Source organism: Actinomadura sp. CNU-125 (assembly GCF_001942465.1).
Taxonomy (GTDB): domain Bacteria; phylum Actinomycetota; class Actinomycetes; order Streptosporangiales; family Streptosporangiaceae; genus Spirillospora.
In genome coordinates this window covers 1-15,617 of record NZ_MKJY01000001.1, presented here as the reverse complement: position 1 = coordinate 15,617, position 15,617 = coordinate 1, and the positions used below count along the sequence as shown (strand labels likewise).

Sequence of the window (15,617 nt, the reverse complement as noted above, 5' to 3'; positions counted from 1 at the left end):
AGCGGACCAGCGCGAAGAAGACCCTGGCCAAGAGGACCCTCGCCGGGACGGCCACCGCCGCGATCGCGCTCGGGGCCGCGGGTGCCGCGGAACCGGTCGCGTCCGCCGCGCGCACGTTCGCCGCGCGAGCACGCCCGCCGCGTCCGCGACGCCCGCGACGCCCGCCGCGTCCGCCGCGCCCGGCTCCGGGATCCGGTGGGAACCCTGCCCGGCCGCCGACCCCGTGGCGGGCGACCGCCTCAAGGGCCTGCAGTGCGCCGAGGTCAGCGTTCCCCTCGACCACGACCGTCCGGAGGGGAAGCGGATCACGCTCGCGCTGAGCCGCGCCCCGCACACCGCGCCCGAGTCCAAGGGCGCCGTCCTGCTGAACCGGGGCGGTCCCGGCGCGTACGGGCGCGACCTCCCCGCCATGTTCGCGGCCGGGATGCCCGCGGACGTCGCCGCGTCCTACGACTGGATCGGGTTCGACCCGCGCGGCGTCGGCGCCAGCCGGCCCGCGCTGAGCTGCGACGAGACGTACCAGAACCCGGGGCGCGCGATGCCCGACCCCGTGCCCGCGAACCTGGACGAGGAGCGGGCGTGGATCGAGCGGGCCCGCGCCTTCGCACGCTCGTGCGCGCAGGAGCACGGCGAGATGCTGCCGCACATGGGCACCGTCGACCAGGCCCGCGACATCGACGCGATCCGCCGGGCCCTCGGGGCGGAGAAGGTCGGATACGTCGGCTACTCCTACGGCGCCTACCTGGGCGCGGTCTACGCGACGATGTTCCCCGGACGGGTCGGCCGGATGGTGCTCGACAGCGTGCCCAGGCCGAGCGGCGTCTGGTACCGGAACAACCTCGACCAGAACGTCGCGTTCGAAGACCGCATCCGTGCCTTCTTCGGCTGGGTCGCCCGCCGCCACGAGACCTACCGGCTCGGGACGACCGCCGCCGAGGTCCGCGCCGCCTACGACCGGGCCCGCGACGCGCTGGCGGCCGCGCCGGCCGGCGGCCGGGTCGGGCCCGCCGAACTCGACGGCCTCTTCCTCGCCGACGGCTACGCCGACCGCACGTGGGACGCGCACGCGCGCGCCCTGTCGGCCTACGTCGTCCGGGGCGACGCCGGTCCGCTGCGCGCCGCCTGGAACCCGCCGACCCCGTCCGACCTCAACGGCTACGCCGTCTACACCGCCGTCGAGTGCCGCGACGGCGCGTGGCCGCGCGACTGGACCCGCTGGCACGCCGACGCCGAACGCCTGTACCGGTCGGGCCACCGCTTCGAGACCTGGAGCAACACCTGGTACAACGCGCCGTGCGCGTTCTGGGAGGTGCCCGGCGGGCCGCGCCCGGACGTGTGGGGCTCGCCGGCGCTGCCGCCGATCCTGCTCGTCCAGGCGACCGAGGACGCCGCGACGCCGTACGAGGGCGCGGTGGAGACGCACCTGCGGTTCGGCTCGTCCCGGTTGCTGGTCCAGGAGGGCGGCGGGAACCACGGCATCACGCTGACCGGGGACGCGTGCGTCGACGGGACCGTCGCCGCCTACCTGCGGAGCGGCGGGCTTCCCGCGAGCCGTCCGGGCCCGGACGCGACGTGCGAGGCGGGCCGGTCGGCCGCCGCCGGTGGGACGGGAGCCGGTTGAGGTGATCGGGACGGGGACCGCATAAACTTGAGCACGTGGTGCTTTCAGTGGTGAAGGCCGTGCGGGGCGCGTCCCCGGCCCGGGACCGGTAGTGATGCGCATGCTCGGCTCGGCGCCCGTGCGGGTGCTGGACGACCGGCATCGGCGCGACGCGCTGGCGATCCTCGACGCCGACCCCGTCGCGAACGTGTTCGTCGGGTCGCGGGTCCACGCGGCCGGTCTCGACCCGCGGCGGCTCGGCGCGCAGATGTGGGGTTACATGCGCGGCGGGCGGCTGGCGTCGCTGTGCTACTCGGGCGCCAACCTGATCCCGGTCGCCGCCTGCCCGGACGCCGTCCGCGCGTTCGGCGAGCGGGCGCGGGCGCAGGGGCGGCGCTGCTCGTCCATCGTGGGGCCGGTCGGCACGGTCGGCGAGCTGTGGCGGATCCTCGAACCGTACTGGGGGCCGCCGCGGGCGGTGCGGGCGGTGCAGCCGGTGATGGCGACGTCGCGGGTGCGGACGTCCCGCCCGACCGGGCCGTCCGGCGGGTGCGGATGTCGGAGTTCGACGTCGTCTACCCGGCGTGCGTGGCGATGTTCACCGAGGAGGTCGGGGTCTCGCCCAACGCGGGCGACGGGGGAGTGCTGTACCGGGCGCGGGTGGCGGAGCTGATCCGGGACGGGCGGGCGTTCGCCCGGATCGAGGACGGCCGGGTCCTGTTCAAGGCCGAGATCGGCGCGGTCACGCCGCACGCGTGCCAGGTTCAGGGCGTGTGGGTGCCGCCCGACCTGCGCGGCCGGGGGCTGTCGGTGACCGGGATGTCCGCGGTGGTCGCCGAGTCGCTGCGGAGCATCGCGCCGACGGTGTCGCTCTACGTCAACGACTACAACGCGCGGGCGCGCGCCGCCTACCGCCGGGTCGGCTTCGTGGAGACCGATTCGTTCATGTCCGTCCTGTTCTAGTGGTTTGCTGTTCCCTGCCCGATTACTCCCCGATACCTGACGGGAACGGTCCGAAACGGTAACATCCGGGCCGTGGAATTCGCCGGGGCGTTGCGGCAGGCCATCCAGGCCAGCGGGCTCACCCTGGAACGCGTCCGGCACCGGCTGGAGCGCAACGGCCTGACCGTCAGCGTCGCCACCCTCAGCTACTGGCAGCGGGGCCGCAGCCGCCCCCGCTCGCGCGCCGTCGTCGAAACCCTCGAAGGCGTCCTCGACGTCGCGCCGGGCACGCTCACCGGGCTGCTCGACGAGCCCGCGCCCGTCGCCGGGGCCGTCGCCGCGGCCGTCGCGGGCCGGGGCGCGCTCGCCGCCGGGCCGCGCGCCGGGGCGCCCGCGTCCGCGAGCGGCCTGTGGCCCGACCCCGCCGGGTACGCCGCGCTCGTCGGCCAGCTCGACCGGTCCGGCGACCACCGCCTCGAACGGATCGGCGTCCACGACGTCTACCGGCTGGACGAGACGGGCCGCACCTGGACGCTGTCGGTGCGGGCCGTGCTGCGCGCCGCCGGGGACGACATCGACCGCGTCGTCTGCGTCCACCGCACGGGCCCCGCGGGTCCCGCGGGCCGCGACGGTTCCGGCGCGTCCGGGCTCGCGGCCGCACGCTACTGCCGTCCGGGACGGGTCCGCGCCGGGGGCGGCCTCGTCGCGTTCGAGCTCGTCTTCGACCGGGTGCTGTCCGCGGGGGACACCGCCGTCGTCGAGTACGACCTCGGCCCCGTCACCGTCCCGGACGGAACGGGACCGCCCCGCCTGTACGACCGCCGCTTCCCGCACCCCGTGCAGCACTACGTCGCGGTCGTCCAGTTCGACGGCGAGCGGCTCCCGGCCCGCTGCTACGGCTTCACCGCCGAGACCGCCGACGGGCCGCGCCGCCGCCTCGGGGAACTGTGGGTCGGGACGTCCGGCAGCGCGAACCTCGCGGTCGCGAACGTGCGGCGCGGTATCGTCGGCCTGGAATGGGAGTGGCACTGATCATGCGGGGGGAAACGCGGCGCCGTTGTGAACCTTTGCCGCTCGACGCGGGCGGCGAGGCGTCTTACAGTGAGCGCGGAAGCGGAAAGTCCACGAGTCAAGGCCGTTTCGCGGGGGCCGGCCGGACCGGATCCGGAGGCCCAGCAGTGCAGAGCGTCGCCGAGGACGACCTTCTCCAGGTCCTGCAGTACGGCCCCTTCGACGTCGCGCTCCAGGCCGCGATCCAGGCGCGCGGGCTGAGCCTGGAGTCGCTGCGCCGCCGCCTGGAGGAGCAGGGCATCGCCGTCAGCCTCTCCACCCTGAGCTACTGGCAGCGCGGCCGGACCCGCCCCGAGCGCGCCGACTCGCTGCGCGCCGTCCGCGGCCTGGAGGCCATCCTCGAACTGCCGCGGCACTCCCTGCTGACGCTGCTGCGCCCGTCCGCCGACCGGTCCGCCGGGCCCTGGCAGTCGGTCGAGGAACTGTGCCCCGAGCCCGGCGTCCGCGACCTGCTCGACGAGATCGGCGACCGCGGCGAACGGCAGCTCACCGGGCTCAGCCTGCACGACCAGCACATCGTCGGGCGCCGCCGCGAACTGCGCGAGGTCCGCACCCGCGCGGTGTTCCAGGCGCAGCAGCGCGGCGTGGACCGCTGGATCGCCGTCTACCACCACCCGCACGGCATCCTCCCGTCCTCCCGGACGGCCCGCGGCTGCCGCTTCGGCCGCGTCCGGATGGACGAGTCGAGCGGCCTCATCGCCGCCGAGCTGCTGTTCGACCGCGCCCTCGCCCGCGGCGAGACGTACCTGCTGGAGTACGGGTTCGGGTTCGACGAGACGGGCCCGCCGGTGTCGGAGGAGGGGCGCGGCTTCCGCGCCCCGCAGCACGAGTACCTCCTCGAAGTCCGCTTCCACCCGGCGACGCTGCCCGCCCGCTGCTACCGGACGTGGCGGCCCGACGGCCAGTCCGCCCTGGAGGACGCCGCGGACCTGCGGATGTCGAGCTACCACAGCGTCCACTACATCGAGTTCGGCATGGCCGCCGGATACCACGGCATCCGCTGGGAGTGGGACTGACCGGGGCGTTACAGCACCATCAGGTTCAGCAGCCGGTCGAGTTCGGCGGCGGGATCGTCGGTGAGGCCCGCGTGCACCGGCCCCGGCTGGACGATCGTGCTGCGCGGCGCCGTCAGCCAGCGGAACCGCGCGCCCGGCGCCTCCCCGGCCGCCTGCCCGGCCCGCTCACCGCCGCCGCACACCGCGTCGACGCCCGCGAGCGCCGACCGGACGCCGTCGAGGTCGAGGGACGCGTCGAGCGCCTGCAGGCGCGGACCGTCCAGATGGGTGCGGCACCCCAGGTAGTCGCGGGCGCGGCAGTACACGACCACGCCCACGTTCATGACCTCGCCGCGCTCCACCCGCGGGATCACCCGCAGCGCCGCGTACTCGAACACCGTCGGCTGGCCCGCCGTCCGGATGTTGGACACCCCGCTCATGCCGGGCCTCCGAGCCAGTCCGGGCGGTTGCCGCCGCGTCGCGTCCCGGTGTCCGGGCGGCGCCCGCCGACCTCCAGGTCGGGCAGCCACTCGCGGGGCTTGCCCGCGCGCGGCAGCAGGACGTCGACGTAGGCGTCCCGGACGGCCTGCGGCCCCGCGAACCCCGGCTCGCGCTCCAGCCACTCGTCCGGCACCAGCGACGTCACCTCGCGCAGCACGCCCTCGGTGACGCGCGGCGCCAGCTCGGCCTCCGCCGCCTCCAGCCGCGTCGCGTACCGGGTCAGCACGTGATCGTCGACGTCGTAGGGGCCGGAGAACAGCCGCGCCGCGTTCGCCCACGCGTGGTGGAAGATCAGGCTCGCGCCGTGGTCGATCAGCCACACGTCGCCGTGCCACACCAGCATGTTCGGGTTGCGCCAGCTCCGGTCGACGTTGCCGATGAACGCGTCGAACCACAGCACCCGCGACGCGAAATCGGGGTCGGGCGTCCAGCCCAGGGGGTCGTAGCCGAGGGAACCGGGCAGGAAGTCGACGCCCAGGTTGCGGCCCGAGCTGGCCTTGAGCAGGTCCTGGACGTCGGGGTCGGGCTCGTGCCGGCCGATCACCGGATCGAGGTCGATGAGGACCTGGTCGGGCACCCGGAAACCGAGCCGGCGCGCCAGCTCACCGGCGATCACCTCGGCGATCAGGGCCTTGCGGCCCTGCCCGGCGCCGTGGAACTTCATGACGTAGGTGCCGAGGTCGTCGGCCTCGACGACGCCCGGGAGCGACCCGCCCTCGCGCAGCGGCGTCACGTATCGGATGGCTGTCACTTGAGGCAACACCCCGTAACGCTACCGGGTGGCGGGATAATCGCCCGCATGGATATCGAGCTGGTGGACCTGTCGGTGCCGATCACCACCGGCATGCAGGTCTATCCGGGCGATCCCGAGGTCGAGGCCGTGCCCGCCCTCACGGTCGCCGAAGCGGGCGTGAACGTCCTGCGGCTGCACCTGGGCTCGCAGTCCGGCACGCATGTGGACGCCCCGTTCCACATCGACGACGCGCTGCCCCGCCTCGACGAGCTGCCGCTCGCCCGCTTCACCGGACCGGCCGCGCTCATGGACGCCCGGGGCCTGCCCCCGCGTTCCCCGATCGGCCCCGGCGCGCTCCCGTCCGGCCTGCGGCCCGGCGTCGTCCTGCTCGTCGCCACCGGATGGTCGCGGCACCGGGGCACCGACCGCTACCTCGACCACCCCTACCTCGCGCCCGAGACGGCCGAGGCGATCGTCGCGGCGGGCGTCCGCACGGTCGGCATCGACGCCCTCAGCGTCGACCCGACGCCCGCCCTGGGCTCGGACGACTTCTCCCTCGCCGCCCACCGCGTCCTGTGCGGCGCCGAGGCCGTCATCGCCGAGAACCTCACGAACCTCGACGCCCTGCTCGCCGCCCGCGGCCGCACGATCGAGGCGTCCCTGTTCCCGCTCCACCTGGCCGGAGCCGACGGCGCGCCCACCCGCGCGGTCGCCCGCATCGCGCCCTGACGTCGAGGCCGCGCGCGATAACGGGCGGCGGTCGTTCGCCTCGCTGCGCGATAGTGGGTGGCGGGACCGGTGAGGGGAGTGCCATGCGGGTGACGTGGGCGACGGACGAGGGCGATCCGCGGCGGGGCAACGAGGACTTCGTGGCGGCGGCGCCCGGGGCGGCGGTCGTCCTGGACGGCTGCGGGCTCCCGCTCGGCACCGACCTCGGCTGCGTGCACGGGACGGCCTGGTACTCGCGCGCCCTCGGCACCCGGCTGCTCGCCCGCATGCTGGACGGTCTCGGCCCGCAGGCCGGGCCGCCGGTCGGGCCGCCCGAGGGCGCGCACGTCCGCGCCGACCGTCCGCTGGTGGGACGGCTCGCCGGGGCCGTCGCGGACGTGGCGGCCGCGCACCGCGCCACCTGCGACCTGAGCGCCCCGACGACGCCCGCCGCGACCGTCCTCGCCGTGCGGGTGCGCGGCGACCTGCTCGACTACCTCGTGCTGGCCGACTCGACGCTGCTGCTGGACTGCGCGACGCCTGCGCGAGATCACCGGCGGGCCCTGCTGGGCCGGGTCCGATCCGGCCGGGGCGGAGGCCGCGATCACCGGGACGGTCCCGCTCCGCGACGTGCGGCACGCGATCCTGCTGACCGACGGCGCCACCCGCCTCGCCGACGTGTTCGCCGCCACCGACTGGGCGGGCGTCGCCCGGTTGGCCGTCGAGGCTGGTCCGGGCGCGCTCGTCGAGCGCACGCGGGAGGTCGAGCGCACCGACCCGCGGGCCGTCCGCTGGCCCCGCGGCAAGCCGCACGACGACGCCACCGCCGCCGTCTGCGCCTTCTGACCGCGGCGGCACCCGTCCGGAACCGCCGAATGATCGTTTGGTTAGGGTGGGCCGGGCCGACGAGGGGGGAGCCGGGATGCGGCTGGGTGTCACGATGTTCGCCACCGACCTGACCATCGAACCGCACGAGCTGGCGCGGGAGGCGGAGGCGCGCGGCTTCACGTCGCTGTACCTGCCGGAGCACACGCACATCCCGGTGTCGCGGGCGACGCCGCCGCCCACCGGGGACGACACGCTGCCCACCGAGTACGGGCGGACGCTCGACCCGCTCGTCTCGCTCGCCGCCGCGGCCGTCGTCACCGAGCGGATCACGCTCGGCACCGGCATCCTGCTCCCGGCGCAGCGGGAGCCGATCGTCACCGCGAAGGCCGTCGCCACCCTGGACCGGCTCGCGCGCGGGCGCGTCGCGCTCGGCGTCGGCTACGGCTGGAACGCCGAGGAGGGCGCCGACCACGGTGTGCCCTGGAAGCGGCGTCGCGCGATGGCGCGCGAGCACGTCCTGGCCATGCGCGAACTGTGGACGAGCGAGGAGGCGTCGTTCAAGGGCGAGTTCGTCGGGTTCGAGGCGAGCTGGTCGTGGCCCAAGCCGGACGGGCGCGTGCCGGTGCTCCTCGGCGGCGCCCCGGGGCCCACGCTGTTCGCGCACGTCGCCGAGTACGGGGACGGCTGGCTGCCGATCGGCGGCGCGGGCATCCGGGAGGCGCTGCCCCTCCTCCGGCGGGCCTGCGAGGAGGCCGGGCGCGCGATGGTCCCGGTGATCCCGTTCGGGACGCTGCCGTCCGCCGAGAAGCTGGACTACTACGCCTCGCTCGGCATCGAGGAGGTCGTGCTGCGCGTGCCCGCCGGTGGCCGCGACACCGTGCTCCCGCGCCTCGACGAGTACGCGTCGTCCTACCTGTGAGCCGGACGGGACGCCGTCAGCGGACCATCGGGAAGCAGAAGAACGCCGGGATCCGGAAGTGCCGGCCCTGGTTCGACTTCACCGCCCCGATGATCAGCACGACGAGCGGGCTGATGAACGCCTCCATGTAGAAGAAGACGATCGGGATCAGCCACAGCGGGTTCTCGGTGATGATCAGCGGCACGATGCCGATCAGCAGCAGGAACAGCAGGTGGATCACCAGGGTGATCCCGTAGTTCAGCGCCTGCGCGGCGTGGTAGCGCACGAACGGCGACTCGCCCTTCTTCACGAAGTAGATGACGAGCGGGGCGACGAAGCCGAGCAGCAGGGAGCCGAGGTAGCAGAACATCGCCCACATCGGCTCGTCGCCGCCGTTGCCCGGCCGCGCGCCCGGCGGGGGCCCGTAAGGCGGCTGGCCATAGGGAGGTGGGCCGTAGGGCGGGTGGCCGCCGGGGGGCGGGCCGCCCGGCGGCGGGCCGTACTGCCAGTTCGGGCCGCCACCGGGATATCCGTACTGCTGTCCGTATCCCTGCTGCCCGTACGCTGGCGGGCCGTATTGCTGCCCGCCGTGTGCCTGCGGTCCGTGTGGCCAGTCGTCTGGCGGTGCGAAGTCGGGCCGGTCTCCGGGCGGCTGATCCGTCATGCGGAGGAATCTATCCCGTAACGGACGCCCGTCTCGGGCGATCCGGTTGTACTGGCTTGATCCGCCATGAAGGGCGACAAAGGCGGTGGGCCGCCGTACCCCACCGGACGCACCCGACGCACCGGACGCACCGGGTGTGCCGGACGCCGGTCCCGGTAGCGAGGTCCCGCCGGGCGACTGCGACCTTTCGGCGGAGAAACGGCAGCTGCGGCTGTTCCCTTCCGCGGACGGTCCCGGACCGGCGGGTCGCGCGGATCGTCGGTAGCCTCCGGCCGAACCGAGACCCCGGCGTACGGAGCATTTCGTCGCGCAACTTAGAATCTCGTTCGGCTGAGGGAGGCTGAATGGGAGAGGTGTTCTTGGACCGCGACGTCCTGTCCGGCGAGGACGAGGAGCGGCTGGCCGCGCTCGCCGCCGAGGTCCGGGAGTTGACCGAGGCCATGGTGCACACGCGGGTCTCGCCCGCCGAGGCGGCCTCCGTCGCGGCCGAGGTCGCGGCGCTGACCGCCCGCCTGAACGCCGCCCGCCGCGACCGCCCGCCCTACGGGACGGTCGGCGCGAACGGCCTCGACCGGCAGATCGCCAACCCGGTCACGGGGCGCCTCAACCCGATCGCCCCGCCGGTGAACTTCGAGGTGTGCGAGGACGGCATCGTCCGCGCCGAGTTCACGCTGCCGTCGGTCTACGAGGGCCCGCCCACGTTCGTCCACGGCGGCGTCTCGGCGATGATCATGGATCAGGTGCTCGGCATGGCCGCGGCCGCGACCGGGACCCCGGGCATGACCGCGACCCTGGAGACGCGTTACCGCCGCCCCACCCCGCTGGGCGTCCCGCTCACGGTCGAGGCGAAGGCGAGCCGTGTCGAGGGGCGCAAGATCTACGCCGACGGCACCATCTGCGGACCGGACGGCCGCGTCACCGTCGAGGCGAGCGCGATGTTCATCGCCCCGCAGATCCGTCCCGACGCCCTGTGACCACCGGCTAGCCGAGGCGGAGCACTCCGTCGACCCGGCGCGGGACGCCCCAGGGGTTGTCCTCGCGCAGCGGTGCGGGCAGCAGCCCGGGCGGGGAGTCCTGGTGGACGATCGGGCGCAGGAAGCGGGCCATCGCGGTGACGCCGACCGACGTGGTCGCGGGCTCGGTCGAGGACGGGTACGGGCCGCCGTGCTGCTGCGCCCACGAAACGGCGACGCCCGTCGGGTAGCCGTTCCAGACGATCCGGCCCGCGCGTTCGGCCAGGCGCCGCCCCGCCTCCACGCCGACGGGATCGTCGTCGCCGGTGTGCACGGTGCCGGTGAGGCTTCCCGGCAGGACGTCCAGGACGCCGAACAGTTCGGCCTCGTCCGCGTAGGGGACGAGCACCGTCGTGGGGCCGAAGCACTCGTCCAGCAGCAGTTCGGCGGCGGCGGAGTCGTGCAGCAGCGACGCGGGGGCGGTCAGCAGGGACGCGGCGGCGGTGCGGTCGCCCGCGGGCTCGCCCGTCGCGGCGACGGTCACGCCCGGGAGCGCCGCGCGGGCCGCGACGCCGTCGTCGAACGCGGTGCGGATGCCGTCGGTGAGCATGGTCCCGGACGGGACGGCGCGGACGAGTTCGGCCATCCGCGCGGCGATCGCGGAACCGGCGGGCACCAGGACGAGCCCGGGTTTCACGCAGAACTGCCCGACGCCGAGGTTGGCGGACGCGGTCAGCCCGCGGGCGATGTCCTCGCCGCGTTCCCGTGCCGCGGCCGGGGTGACCACCACGGGGTTCAGGCTGCCCAGCTCGCCGTAGAACGGGACGGGCTGGGGCCGCGACTTCGCCAGGTCGTGCAGGGCGCGCCCGCCCGCCGCCGACCCGGTGAAGCCGACCGCCCGCACCAGCGGATGGACGACCAGGGCGGTGCCCGCGTCGCGGCCGTGCAGGATCCGCAGCACGTCGGCGGGCAGGCCGAACGAGGTCGCCGCCGTCCGGACGATCCGCGCGCACCGCTCCGACAGTTCGGGATGGGCCGGGTGCGCTTTGACGACGACCGGGCATCCGGCGGCGAGGGCGGCGGCGACGTCGCCGCCGGGGACGCCGAACGCGAACGGGAAGTTGCTCGCGCCGAACACCGCGACGACCCCGACGGGGACCAGCATCCGGCGCAGATCGGGGCGCGGCGCGGGCACCGCGTCGGCCCGCGCGTGGTCGATGGACGCCCCCAGCCAGGAGCCTTCCTCCACGGCTTCGGCGAACAGGCGGAACTGGAACGCCGACCGGGCCAGTTCCCCGCGCAGCCGGTCCGGTCCGAGCGCGGTCTCGGCGTCGGCGATCCGCACCAGCTCGTCGCCGTCCGCCTCAGCGCGTCCGCGACGGCGCGCAGCAGCGCGGCCTGTCCGGGGAGCGTGGTGGCGGCGAGGACGGTGCGCGCGGCGTCGGCGGCGCGGCAGGCCGCGTCCACGTCGGCGGCATCGGCCTCGGCGGCGACGGCGGCGCGGCGGTCCCCGGTGCGGGCGTCGATGCTCCAGATCGTCATGATCGGGTTCCTCCGAGGGGGACGGGCGGGGCGGGGGGCGGCGCGGTGGAGTCCCGGACGATCAGCGTCGTCTCCAGGATCGTCTCCAGGGTGGTCGTCGCGGCGTCCCCGTCGGCGCGGCCGACGAGCTGCAGCAGCGCGTCGACCGCGGCGCGTCCGGCCGCCATCGTCGGGGTCGCCACGGTGGTCAGCGGGGGACGGTTGAGGCGGGCGTGCATGATGTCGTCGATCCCGATGACGCTGATCCGCCCGGGCACCTCGACGCGTTCGGCGGCCAGCGCCTCGGTCAGGCCGATCGCGACCAGGTCGTTGTAGGCGAGGACGCCGGTGACGCCCGCGGCGAGGACGTCCGGTGCGGCGAGCCGCCCGCCGTGCTCGGTGGGCGAGTTCGGGCCGAGCACCGTCAGCTCCACGCCCTGCGCGGCGGCGGCGTCCTCGGCGGCGTCCCGGATCTGCTGGCTGGTCCAGGACGCCTCGGGGCCCGCGAGCAGCGCCAGCCGCCGGTGGCCGAGCCCGGTGAGGTGCTCGACGGCCTGCCGCGCGCCGTGGCCCACGTCCATGAGGACGGCCGATATCCCCTTGATGCGGCGGTTGACCACCACGAACGGGATGTTGGTGTGGAGCCTGGTGATCGCGCGGTTGCTGAGCCGCGGGCCGCACAGCAGCAGCCCGTCCACCTGCCTGGCGAGCGTCTGGATCAGTTCCTCCTCGACCCGCGGGTCCTCGTCGGTGTCGGCGACGAAGACGTGGTAGTCGCGGCCGCGGGCCTGGGCCTGCGCCGCCTTGATCAGCGGCGGGAAGAACGGGTTGGCGATGTCGGCGACGATGAGCCCGAGGTTGTGCGTCCGGCCGGTGGTCAGCGCCCTGGCCACGCGGTTGGGGCGGTAGCCGAGCTCGGCCGCCGCGGCGAGCACGCGGGTGCGGGTCTCGGCGTTGACCTTGTGCGGTGCCGTGAACGTGCGCGACACGGTGGAGACGTGCACTCCGGATGCTCGTGCGACGTCACGGATGGTTGCCGGCACCGGGCTCCTCTCAGCAGGTTCGATGGCACCAATGATGCAAGCGGTTGCCGTCGTCGTCAACGTCGATCGACGCCGTTCGACTGGCCGCCCGGCTGGCCGCGCCACTAGGTCCTCGCCATTTACCTGGGGTTTTGTAATTTCCTTCGATCACCCCCTTGACGATGAGACCGGTTGCACTCATGTTTTGTGCAACCGGTTGTAGTGACCCGCGCCACATGCGGGAGAAAGGAGTGCACCGTGGCGACAGTCGGGCTGCGCCCCCGCCGAACCCGCCCGCCGGGCGGGCTCTCCGCAAGCCCCGCGCACCTCGCACGCCCTACGCGCTGATCGCGCCGTCCGTCCTGCTGATGCTCGGGTTCCTCGTGTACCCGGTGCTGAGCGTGCTCTATTACAGCCTGCGGCACTACAACGTGACGCAGCCCTGGGACAACGGGTTCGCCGGGCTGGACAACTTCCGCCAGATGCTCGGGGACGAGCTGTTCTGGCAGAGCCTCGGCTTCAGCGTGCAGTGGGTCGTGGCGACGGTCGTGCTGCAACTGCTCCTCGGCCTCGGCCTCGCGCTGATCGTCAACGAGAGCTTCATCGGCCGCGCGCTGTCGCGGGCCATGGTGTTCTCGCCCTGGGCGGTCTCCGGCGTGCTGACCACCGGCATCTGGGTGCTGCTGTACAACCCGACGACCGGGTTCACCCGCTACCTGGCGGACTGGGGGATCGGCAGCGCCGGAAGCTCCCCGCTCGCCGACCCCGGCACGGTGTTCCCGGCCGTGGTGCTGACCGAACTGTGGCGCGGCGTCCCGTTCTTCGCGATCCTGATCCTCGCCGACCTGCAGAGCGCCTCCAAGGACCTTTACGAGGCCGCGTCGGTCGACGGCGCCACCCGGTGGCAGCGCTTCCGCCACATCACCCTGCCGCACCTGCGCGACGCGATCATCCTGGCCACGCTGCTGCGCGCGGTGTGGGAGTTCAACAACGTCGACCTCCTCTACACGATGACCGGCGGCGGCCCCGCCAACGCCACCACCACGCTGCCGCTCTACGTCGCGCAGAAGGCGGCGGTGTCGCACGACTTCGGCTACGGCTCGGCCCTGACCACCGTCGGCTTCTTCATCCTGCTGTTCTTCTCGATCGCCTACCTGCGGCTCAGCAAGTTCGGAGGGGAGCGCACATGACGCTCGTCCAGTCGGCGACCGGCCGGAAGGCCGCCGCGCCCGAGCCCCGGCGGCCCGCCGGGCGGAAGCGGCGCCGGTCCCCGCGGTGGGAGATCTACGTCCCGCTCGGCTTCTACCTCGCCTTCACGCTCGTCCCGTTCTACTGGATGCTCGTCTACGCGTTCCGGCCCGCCGGCACCACCGGGCTGCTGCCCTGGCCGCTGACGACCGAGCATCTGACGACGGTCTGGACCGACATCGGCTTCGGGGCGTTCTTCGCCAACAGCATCAAGGTCGGCGTCGCCTCGCTGATCACCACGACGCTGATCGCGCTCGCCGGAGGGTACGCGCTGGCCCGCTACCGGTTCCGCGGCAAGCGGCTGTTCATGATCGCGATGCTGTGCACGCAGTTCATCCCGGGCGCGATGATGCTCATCCCGCTGTACGAGGTGTTCCGCCACCTGCATCTGGTCGACAGCCTGTGGAGCCTCATCCTCGCGCAGACCGTCTTCGAGCTGCCGCTCGCGGTCATCCTGCTCAGCGGTTTCATCCAGAACGTGCCGGTGGAGCTGGAGGAGGCCGCCTGGATGGACGGCTGCTCCCGGCTGCGCGGCTTCCTCACCGTGGTGCTGCCGCTGCTGCGGCCGGGCCTGGTCGCGGTCGGGTCGTTCACGTTCATCGAGCTGGAACAACTTCCTGTTCGCGCTGATGTTCGTCAGCTCGCAGGACAAGTACACCGTCCCGGTCGGCCTCAGCTACACGCTCGGCGAGTACAGCGCCGACTTCGGGGCGCTCGCCGCGGGCGGCGTCGTGGCCGCGCTGCCGGTCGTCCTGATCTTCGCGGTGATCCAGCGGTACCTGGTGCAGGGCCTGTCGGCGGGGGCGGTGAAGGGATGAGGCCGCACACGGTCCTGGTGACCGGCAGCGCCGGACGGCTCGGCCGCAGCGTCGTCGCCGCGCTCACCGCCGCCGGGCACGAGGTGGTCGGCGTCGACCGGCGGCCCGGCACCCCGGACGGGTGCGCCGCCACGCTGCCGTCCGACCTCACCGACATCGGCGAGGCGTACGAGGCGATGACCCGGTTCCGCCCGCAGGCGGTGGTGCACCTCGCCGCGATCGCGACGCCGTTCAGCCGGTCCGACGCCCTGACCTACCGGGTGAACACCCAGCTCGCGTTCAACGTGTGCCAGGCCGCCGTGCAGACCGGCGTCGAGCGCGTGGTCGTCGCCAGCAGCCCGACCGTCGTCGGCTACGGCCGCCCGCTGGGCTGGGCGCCGAAGTACCTGCCGCTCGACGAGGAGCACCCCGCCGAACCGTGGAACGCCTACAGCCTGTCGAAGCTCGCCGCCGAGCACACGATGCGGACGTTCGTCCGGGCCGCGGGCGACCGGGTGGCGTTCGCGGCCGTCCGGCCCTGCTTCGTCGTCGCGCCCGAGGAGTGGGCGGGCGCGCCGACGCAGAGCGGCCACACCATCGCCGAACGGCTCGACCGGCCCGAGCTGGGCTCGGTCTCGCTGTTCAACTACCTGGACGCGCGCGACGCGGGCGCCATGCTGCTGACCCTCGTGGAAGCGCTTTCTGAACTGCCCAACGGGGAGGTGTTCTTCGCCTCGGCGGCCGACGCGCTCGCCCGCAAGCCCCTCGCGGAGCTGCTGCCGTCGCTGCTGCCCGAGACCGCCCCCTTCGCCGCCGCCCTCACCGGCACCGCCCCCGCGTTCTCCGCCGCCAAGGCCGGACGCCTGCTCGGCTGGCGGCCCGCGCGGAGCTGGCGCACCGAACTGGAGGTCTGAGATGCACCTGTCCGGAGTCCTCTTCTTCCCCGTCACGCCGTTCGGGCCGGACGGCGTGGACACCGCGGCGCTCGCCGAGCACCTGAACGCCGGGCTGGAACACCGGCCGGGCGGCGTCCTCGCGGCGTGCGGCACCGGCGAGTTCCCGCGCTGAGCACCGCCGAGCTCGCCGCCGCCGTCGACACCGCCGTCCGGACGGTCGCGGGGCGCGCGCCCGTGATC

At 74.1% G+C, this 15,617-nt stretch carries 15 protein-coding genes and 1 pseudogene; 11 read left to right on the top strand and 5 right to left on the bottom strand.

Annotation, left to right across the window (positions count from 1 at the left end; all coding sequences use genetic code 11):
* The first annotated feature begins 223 nt into the window (after positions 1-223).
* The 4 genes and pseudogenes from BJF79_RS00080 to BJF79_RS00065 all read left to right on the top strand — a co-directional run bounded on the left by BJF79_RS00080 (position 224) and on the right by BJF79_RS00065 (position 4,629).
* Positions 224-1,621, top strand: coding sequence for an alpha/beta hydrolase (locus tag BJF79_RS00080; protein ID WP_262401303.1), 1,398 nt, complete (start codon positions 224-226; stop codon positions 1,619-1,621).
* Positions 1,622-1,721: 100 nt separating this feature from the next.
* A pseudogene (locus BJF79_RS00075) lies at positions 1,722-2,563 on the top strand (GNAT family N-acetyltransferase).
* A 72-nt stretch (positions 2,564-2,635) separates the two neighbouring features.
* On the top strand, positions 2,636-3,574 hold the full coding sequence (locus tag BJF79_RS00070) for a multiprotein-bridging factor 1 family protein (RefSeq protein ID WP_075894441.1): 939 nt from the start codon (positions 2,636-2,638) through the stop codon (positions 3,572-3,574).
* A 146-nt stretch (positions 3,575-3,720) separates the two neighbouring features.
* Positions 3,721-4,629 (top strand): hypothetical protein, encoded by a 909-nt coding sequence (locus tag BJF79_RS00065; RefSeq protein ID WP_075894440.1) that lies wholly within the window; start codon positions 3,721-3,723, stop codon positions 4,627-4,629.
* Positions 4,630-4,637: 8 nt separating this feature from the next.
* Here the strand turns inward: BJF79_RS00065 and BJF79_RS00060 are convergent, their stop codons facing one another.
* Together BJF79_RS00060 and BJF79_RS00055 are read right to left on the bottom strand one after the other, a co-directional pair.
* Positions 4,638-5,048 carry a DUF3037 domain-containing protein gene (locus BJF79_RS00060; protein WP_075894439.1) on the bottom strand — a complete coding sequence of 137 codons (411 nt, stop codon included), beginning with the start codon at positions 5,046-5,048 and terminating at the stop codon, positions 4,638-4,640.
* The gene (locus BJF79_RS00055; RefSeq protein WP_410050014.1) at positions 5,045-5,869 is read right to left on the bottom strand and encodes a HipA family kinase; all 825 of its coding nucleotides are present in this window, start codon (positions 5,867-5,869) and stop codon (positions 5,045-5,047) included. Before BJF79_RS00055 ends, BJF79_RS00060 begins: the two co-directional genes overlap by 4 nt.
* A gap of 39 nt (positions 5,870-5,908) precedes the next feature.
* Here BJF79_RS00055 and BJF79_RS00050 point away from each other — a divergent pair, with 39 nt between their 5' ends.
* From BJF79_RS00050 to BJF79_RS00040, 3 genes are all read left to right on the top strand, one after another.
* A complete protein-coding gene (locus BJF79_RS00050; RefSeq protein ID WP_075894437.1) occupies positions 5,909-6,571 on the top strand; it encodes a cyclase family protein in 663 nt (220 codons plus the stop codon).
* Between the two features lie 83 nt (positions 6,572-6,654).
* Positions 6,655-7,509, top strand: a complete 855-nt coding sequence (locus BJF79_RS00045) for a hypothetical protein (protein WP_262401302.1) — start codon at positions 6,655-6,657, stop codon at positions 7,507-7,509.
* Complete coding sequence (locus BJF79_RS00040) at positions 7,473-8,297, top strand: LLM class F420-dependent oxidoreductase (protein ID WP_075894436.1); 825 nt, start codon at positions 7,473-7,475, stop codon at positions 8,295-8,297. Before BJF79_RS00045 ends, BJF79_RS00040 begins: the two co-directional genes overlap by 37 nt.
* Positions 8,298-8,313: 16 nt before the next feature.
* Here BJF79_RS00040 and BJF79_RS52595 read toward each other — a convergent pair whose 3' ends face one another.
* Positions 8,314-8,940 (bottom strand): DUF4870 domain-containing protein, encoded by a 627-nt coding sequence (locus BJF79_RS52595; RefSeq protein ID WP_143219610.1) that lies wholly within the window; start codon positions 8,938-8,940, stop codon positions 8,314-8,316.
* Positions 8,941-9,284: 344 nt separating this feature from the next.
* Between BJF79_RS52595 and BJF79_RS00030 the strand changes: the two genes are divergently transcribed.
* Positions 9,285-9,914, top strand: a complete 630-nt coding sequence (locus BJF79_RS00030) for a PaaI family thioesterase (protein WP_075894434.1) — start codon at positions 9,285-9,287, stop codon at positions 9,912-9,914.
* 7 nt (positions 9,915-9,921) lie between these two features.
* Here the strand turns inward: BJF79_RS00030 and BJF79_RS00025 are convergent, their stop codons facing one another.
* Positions 9,922-11,238: an aldehyde dehydrogenase (NADP(+)) gene (locus BJF79_RS00025; protein ID WP_262401301.1), complete on the bottom strand. Its 1,317-nt coding sequence runs from the start codon at positions 11,236-11,238 to the stop codon at positions 9,922-9,924.
* Between the two features lie 193 nt (positions 11,239-11,431).
* On the bottom strand, positions 11,432-12,457 hold the full coding sequence (locus tag BJF79_RS00020) for a LacI family DNA-binding transcriptional regulator (RefSeq protein WP_075894433.1): 1,026 nt from the start codon (positions 12,455-12,457) through the stop codon (positions 11,432-11,434).
* Positions 12,458-12,687: 230 nt separating this feature from the next.
* Here BJF79_RS00020 and BJF79_RS00015 point away from each other — a divergent pair, with 230 nt between their 5' ends.
* The 3 genes from BJF79_RS00015 to BJF79_RS54975 are packed head-to-tail and all read left to right on the top strand — an operon-like array spanning position 12,688 to position 15,549.
* The gene (locus BJF79_RS00015) at positions 12,688-13,626 is read left to right on the top strand and encodes a carbohydrate ABC transporter permease (protein ID WP_075894432.1); all 939 of its coding nucleotides are present in this window, start codon (positions 12,688-12,690) and stop codon (positions 13,624-13,626) included.
* Positions 13,623-15,395 (top strand): NAD-dependent epimerase/dehydratase family protein, encoded by a 1,773-nt coding sequence (locus BJF79_RS65175; RefSeq protein ID WP_316043244.1) that lies wholly within the window; start codon positions 13,623-13,625, stop codon positions 15,393-15,395. The genes BJF79_RS00015 and BJF79_RS65175 overlap by 4 nt, the downstream gene beginning before the upstream one ends.
* A gap of 1 nt (position 15,396) precedes the next feature.
* Positions 15,397-15,549 (top strand): hypothetical protein, encoded by a 153-nt coding sequence (locus BJF79_RS54975; protein WP_158079045.1) that lies wholly within the window; start codon positions 15,397-15,399, stop codon positions 15,547-15,549.
* The last annotated feature ends 68 nt before the right edge of the window (positions 15,550-15,617 follow it).

Coding starts and splice junctions, on each gene's coding strand:
- BJF79_RS00045 (WP_262401302.1), top strand. CDS start 6,655: ATGCGGGTGACGTGGGCGACGGACGAGGGCGATCCGCGGCGGGGCAAC.
- BJF79_RS65175 (WP_316043244.1), top strand. CDS start 13,623: ATGACGCTCGTCCAGTCGGCGACCGGCCGGAAGGCCGCCGCGCCCGAG.
- BJF79_RS00050 (WP_075894437.1), top strand. CDS start 5,909: ATGGATATCGAGCTGGTGGACCTGTCGGTGCCGATCACCACCGGCATG.
- BJF79_RS54975 (WP_158079045.1), top strand. CDS start 15,397: ATGCACCTGTCCGGAGTCCTCTTCTTCCCCGTCACGCCGTTCGGGCCG.
- BJF79_RS52595 (WP_143219610.1), bottom strand. CDS start 8,940: ATGACGGATCAGCCGCCCGGAGACCGGCCCGACTTCGCACCGCCAGAC.
- BJF79_RS00060 (WP_075894439.1), bottom strand. CDS start 5,048: ATGAGCGGGGTGTCCAACATCCGGACGGCGGGCCAGCCGACGGTGTTC.
- BJF79_RS00030 (WP_075894434.1), top strand. CDS start 9,285: ATGGGAGAGGTGTTCTTGGACCGCGACGTCCTGTCCGGCGAGGACGAG.
- BJF79_RS00040 (WP_075894436.1), top strand. CDS start 7,473: ATGCGGCTGGGTGTCACGATGTTCGCCACCGACCTGACCATCGAACCG.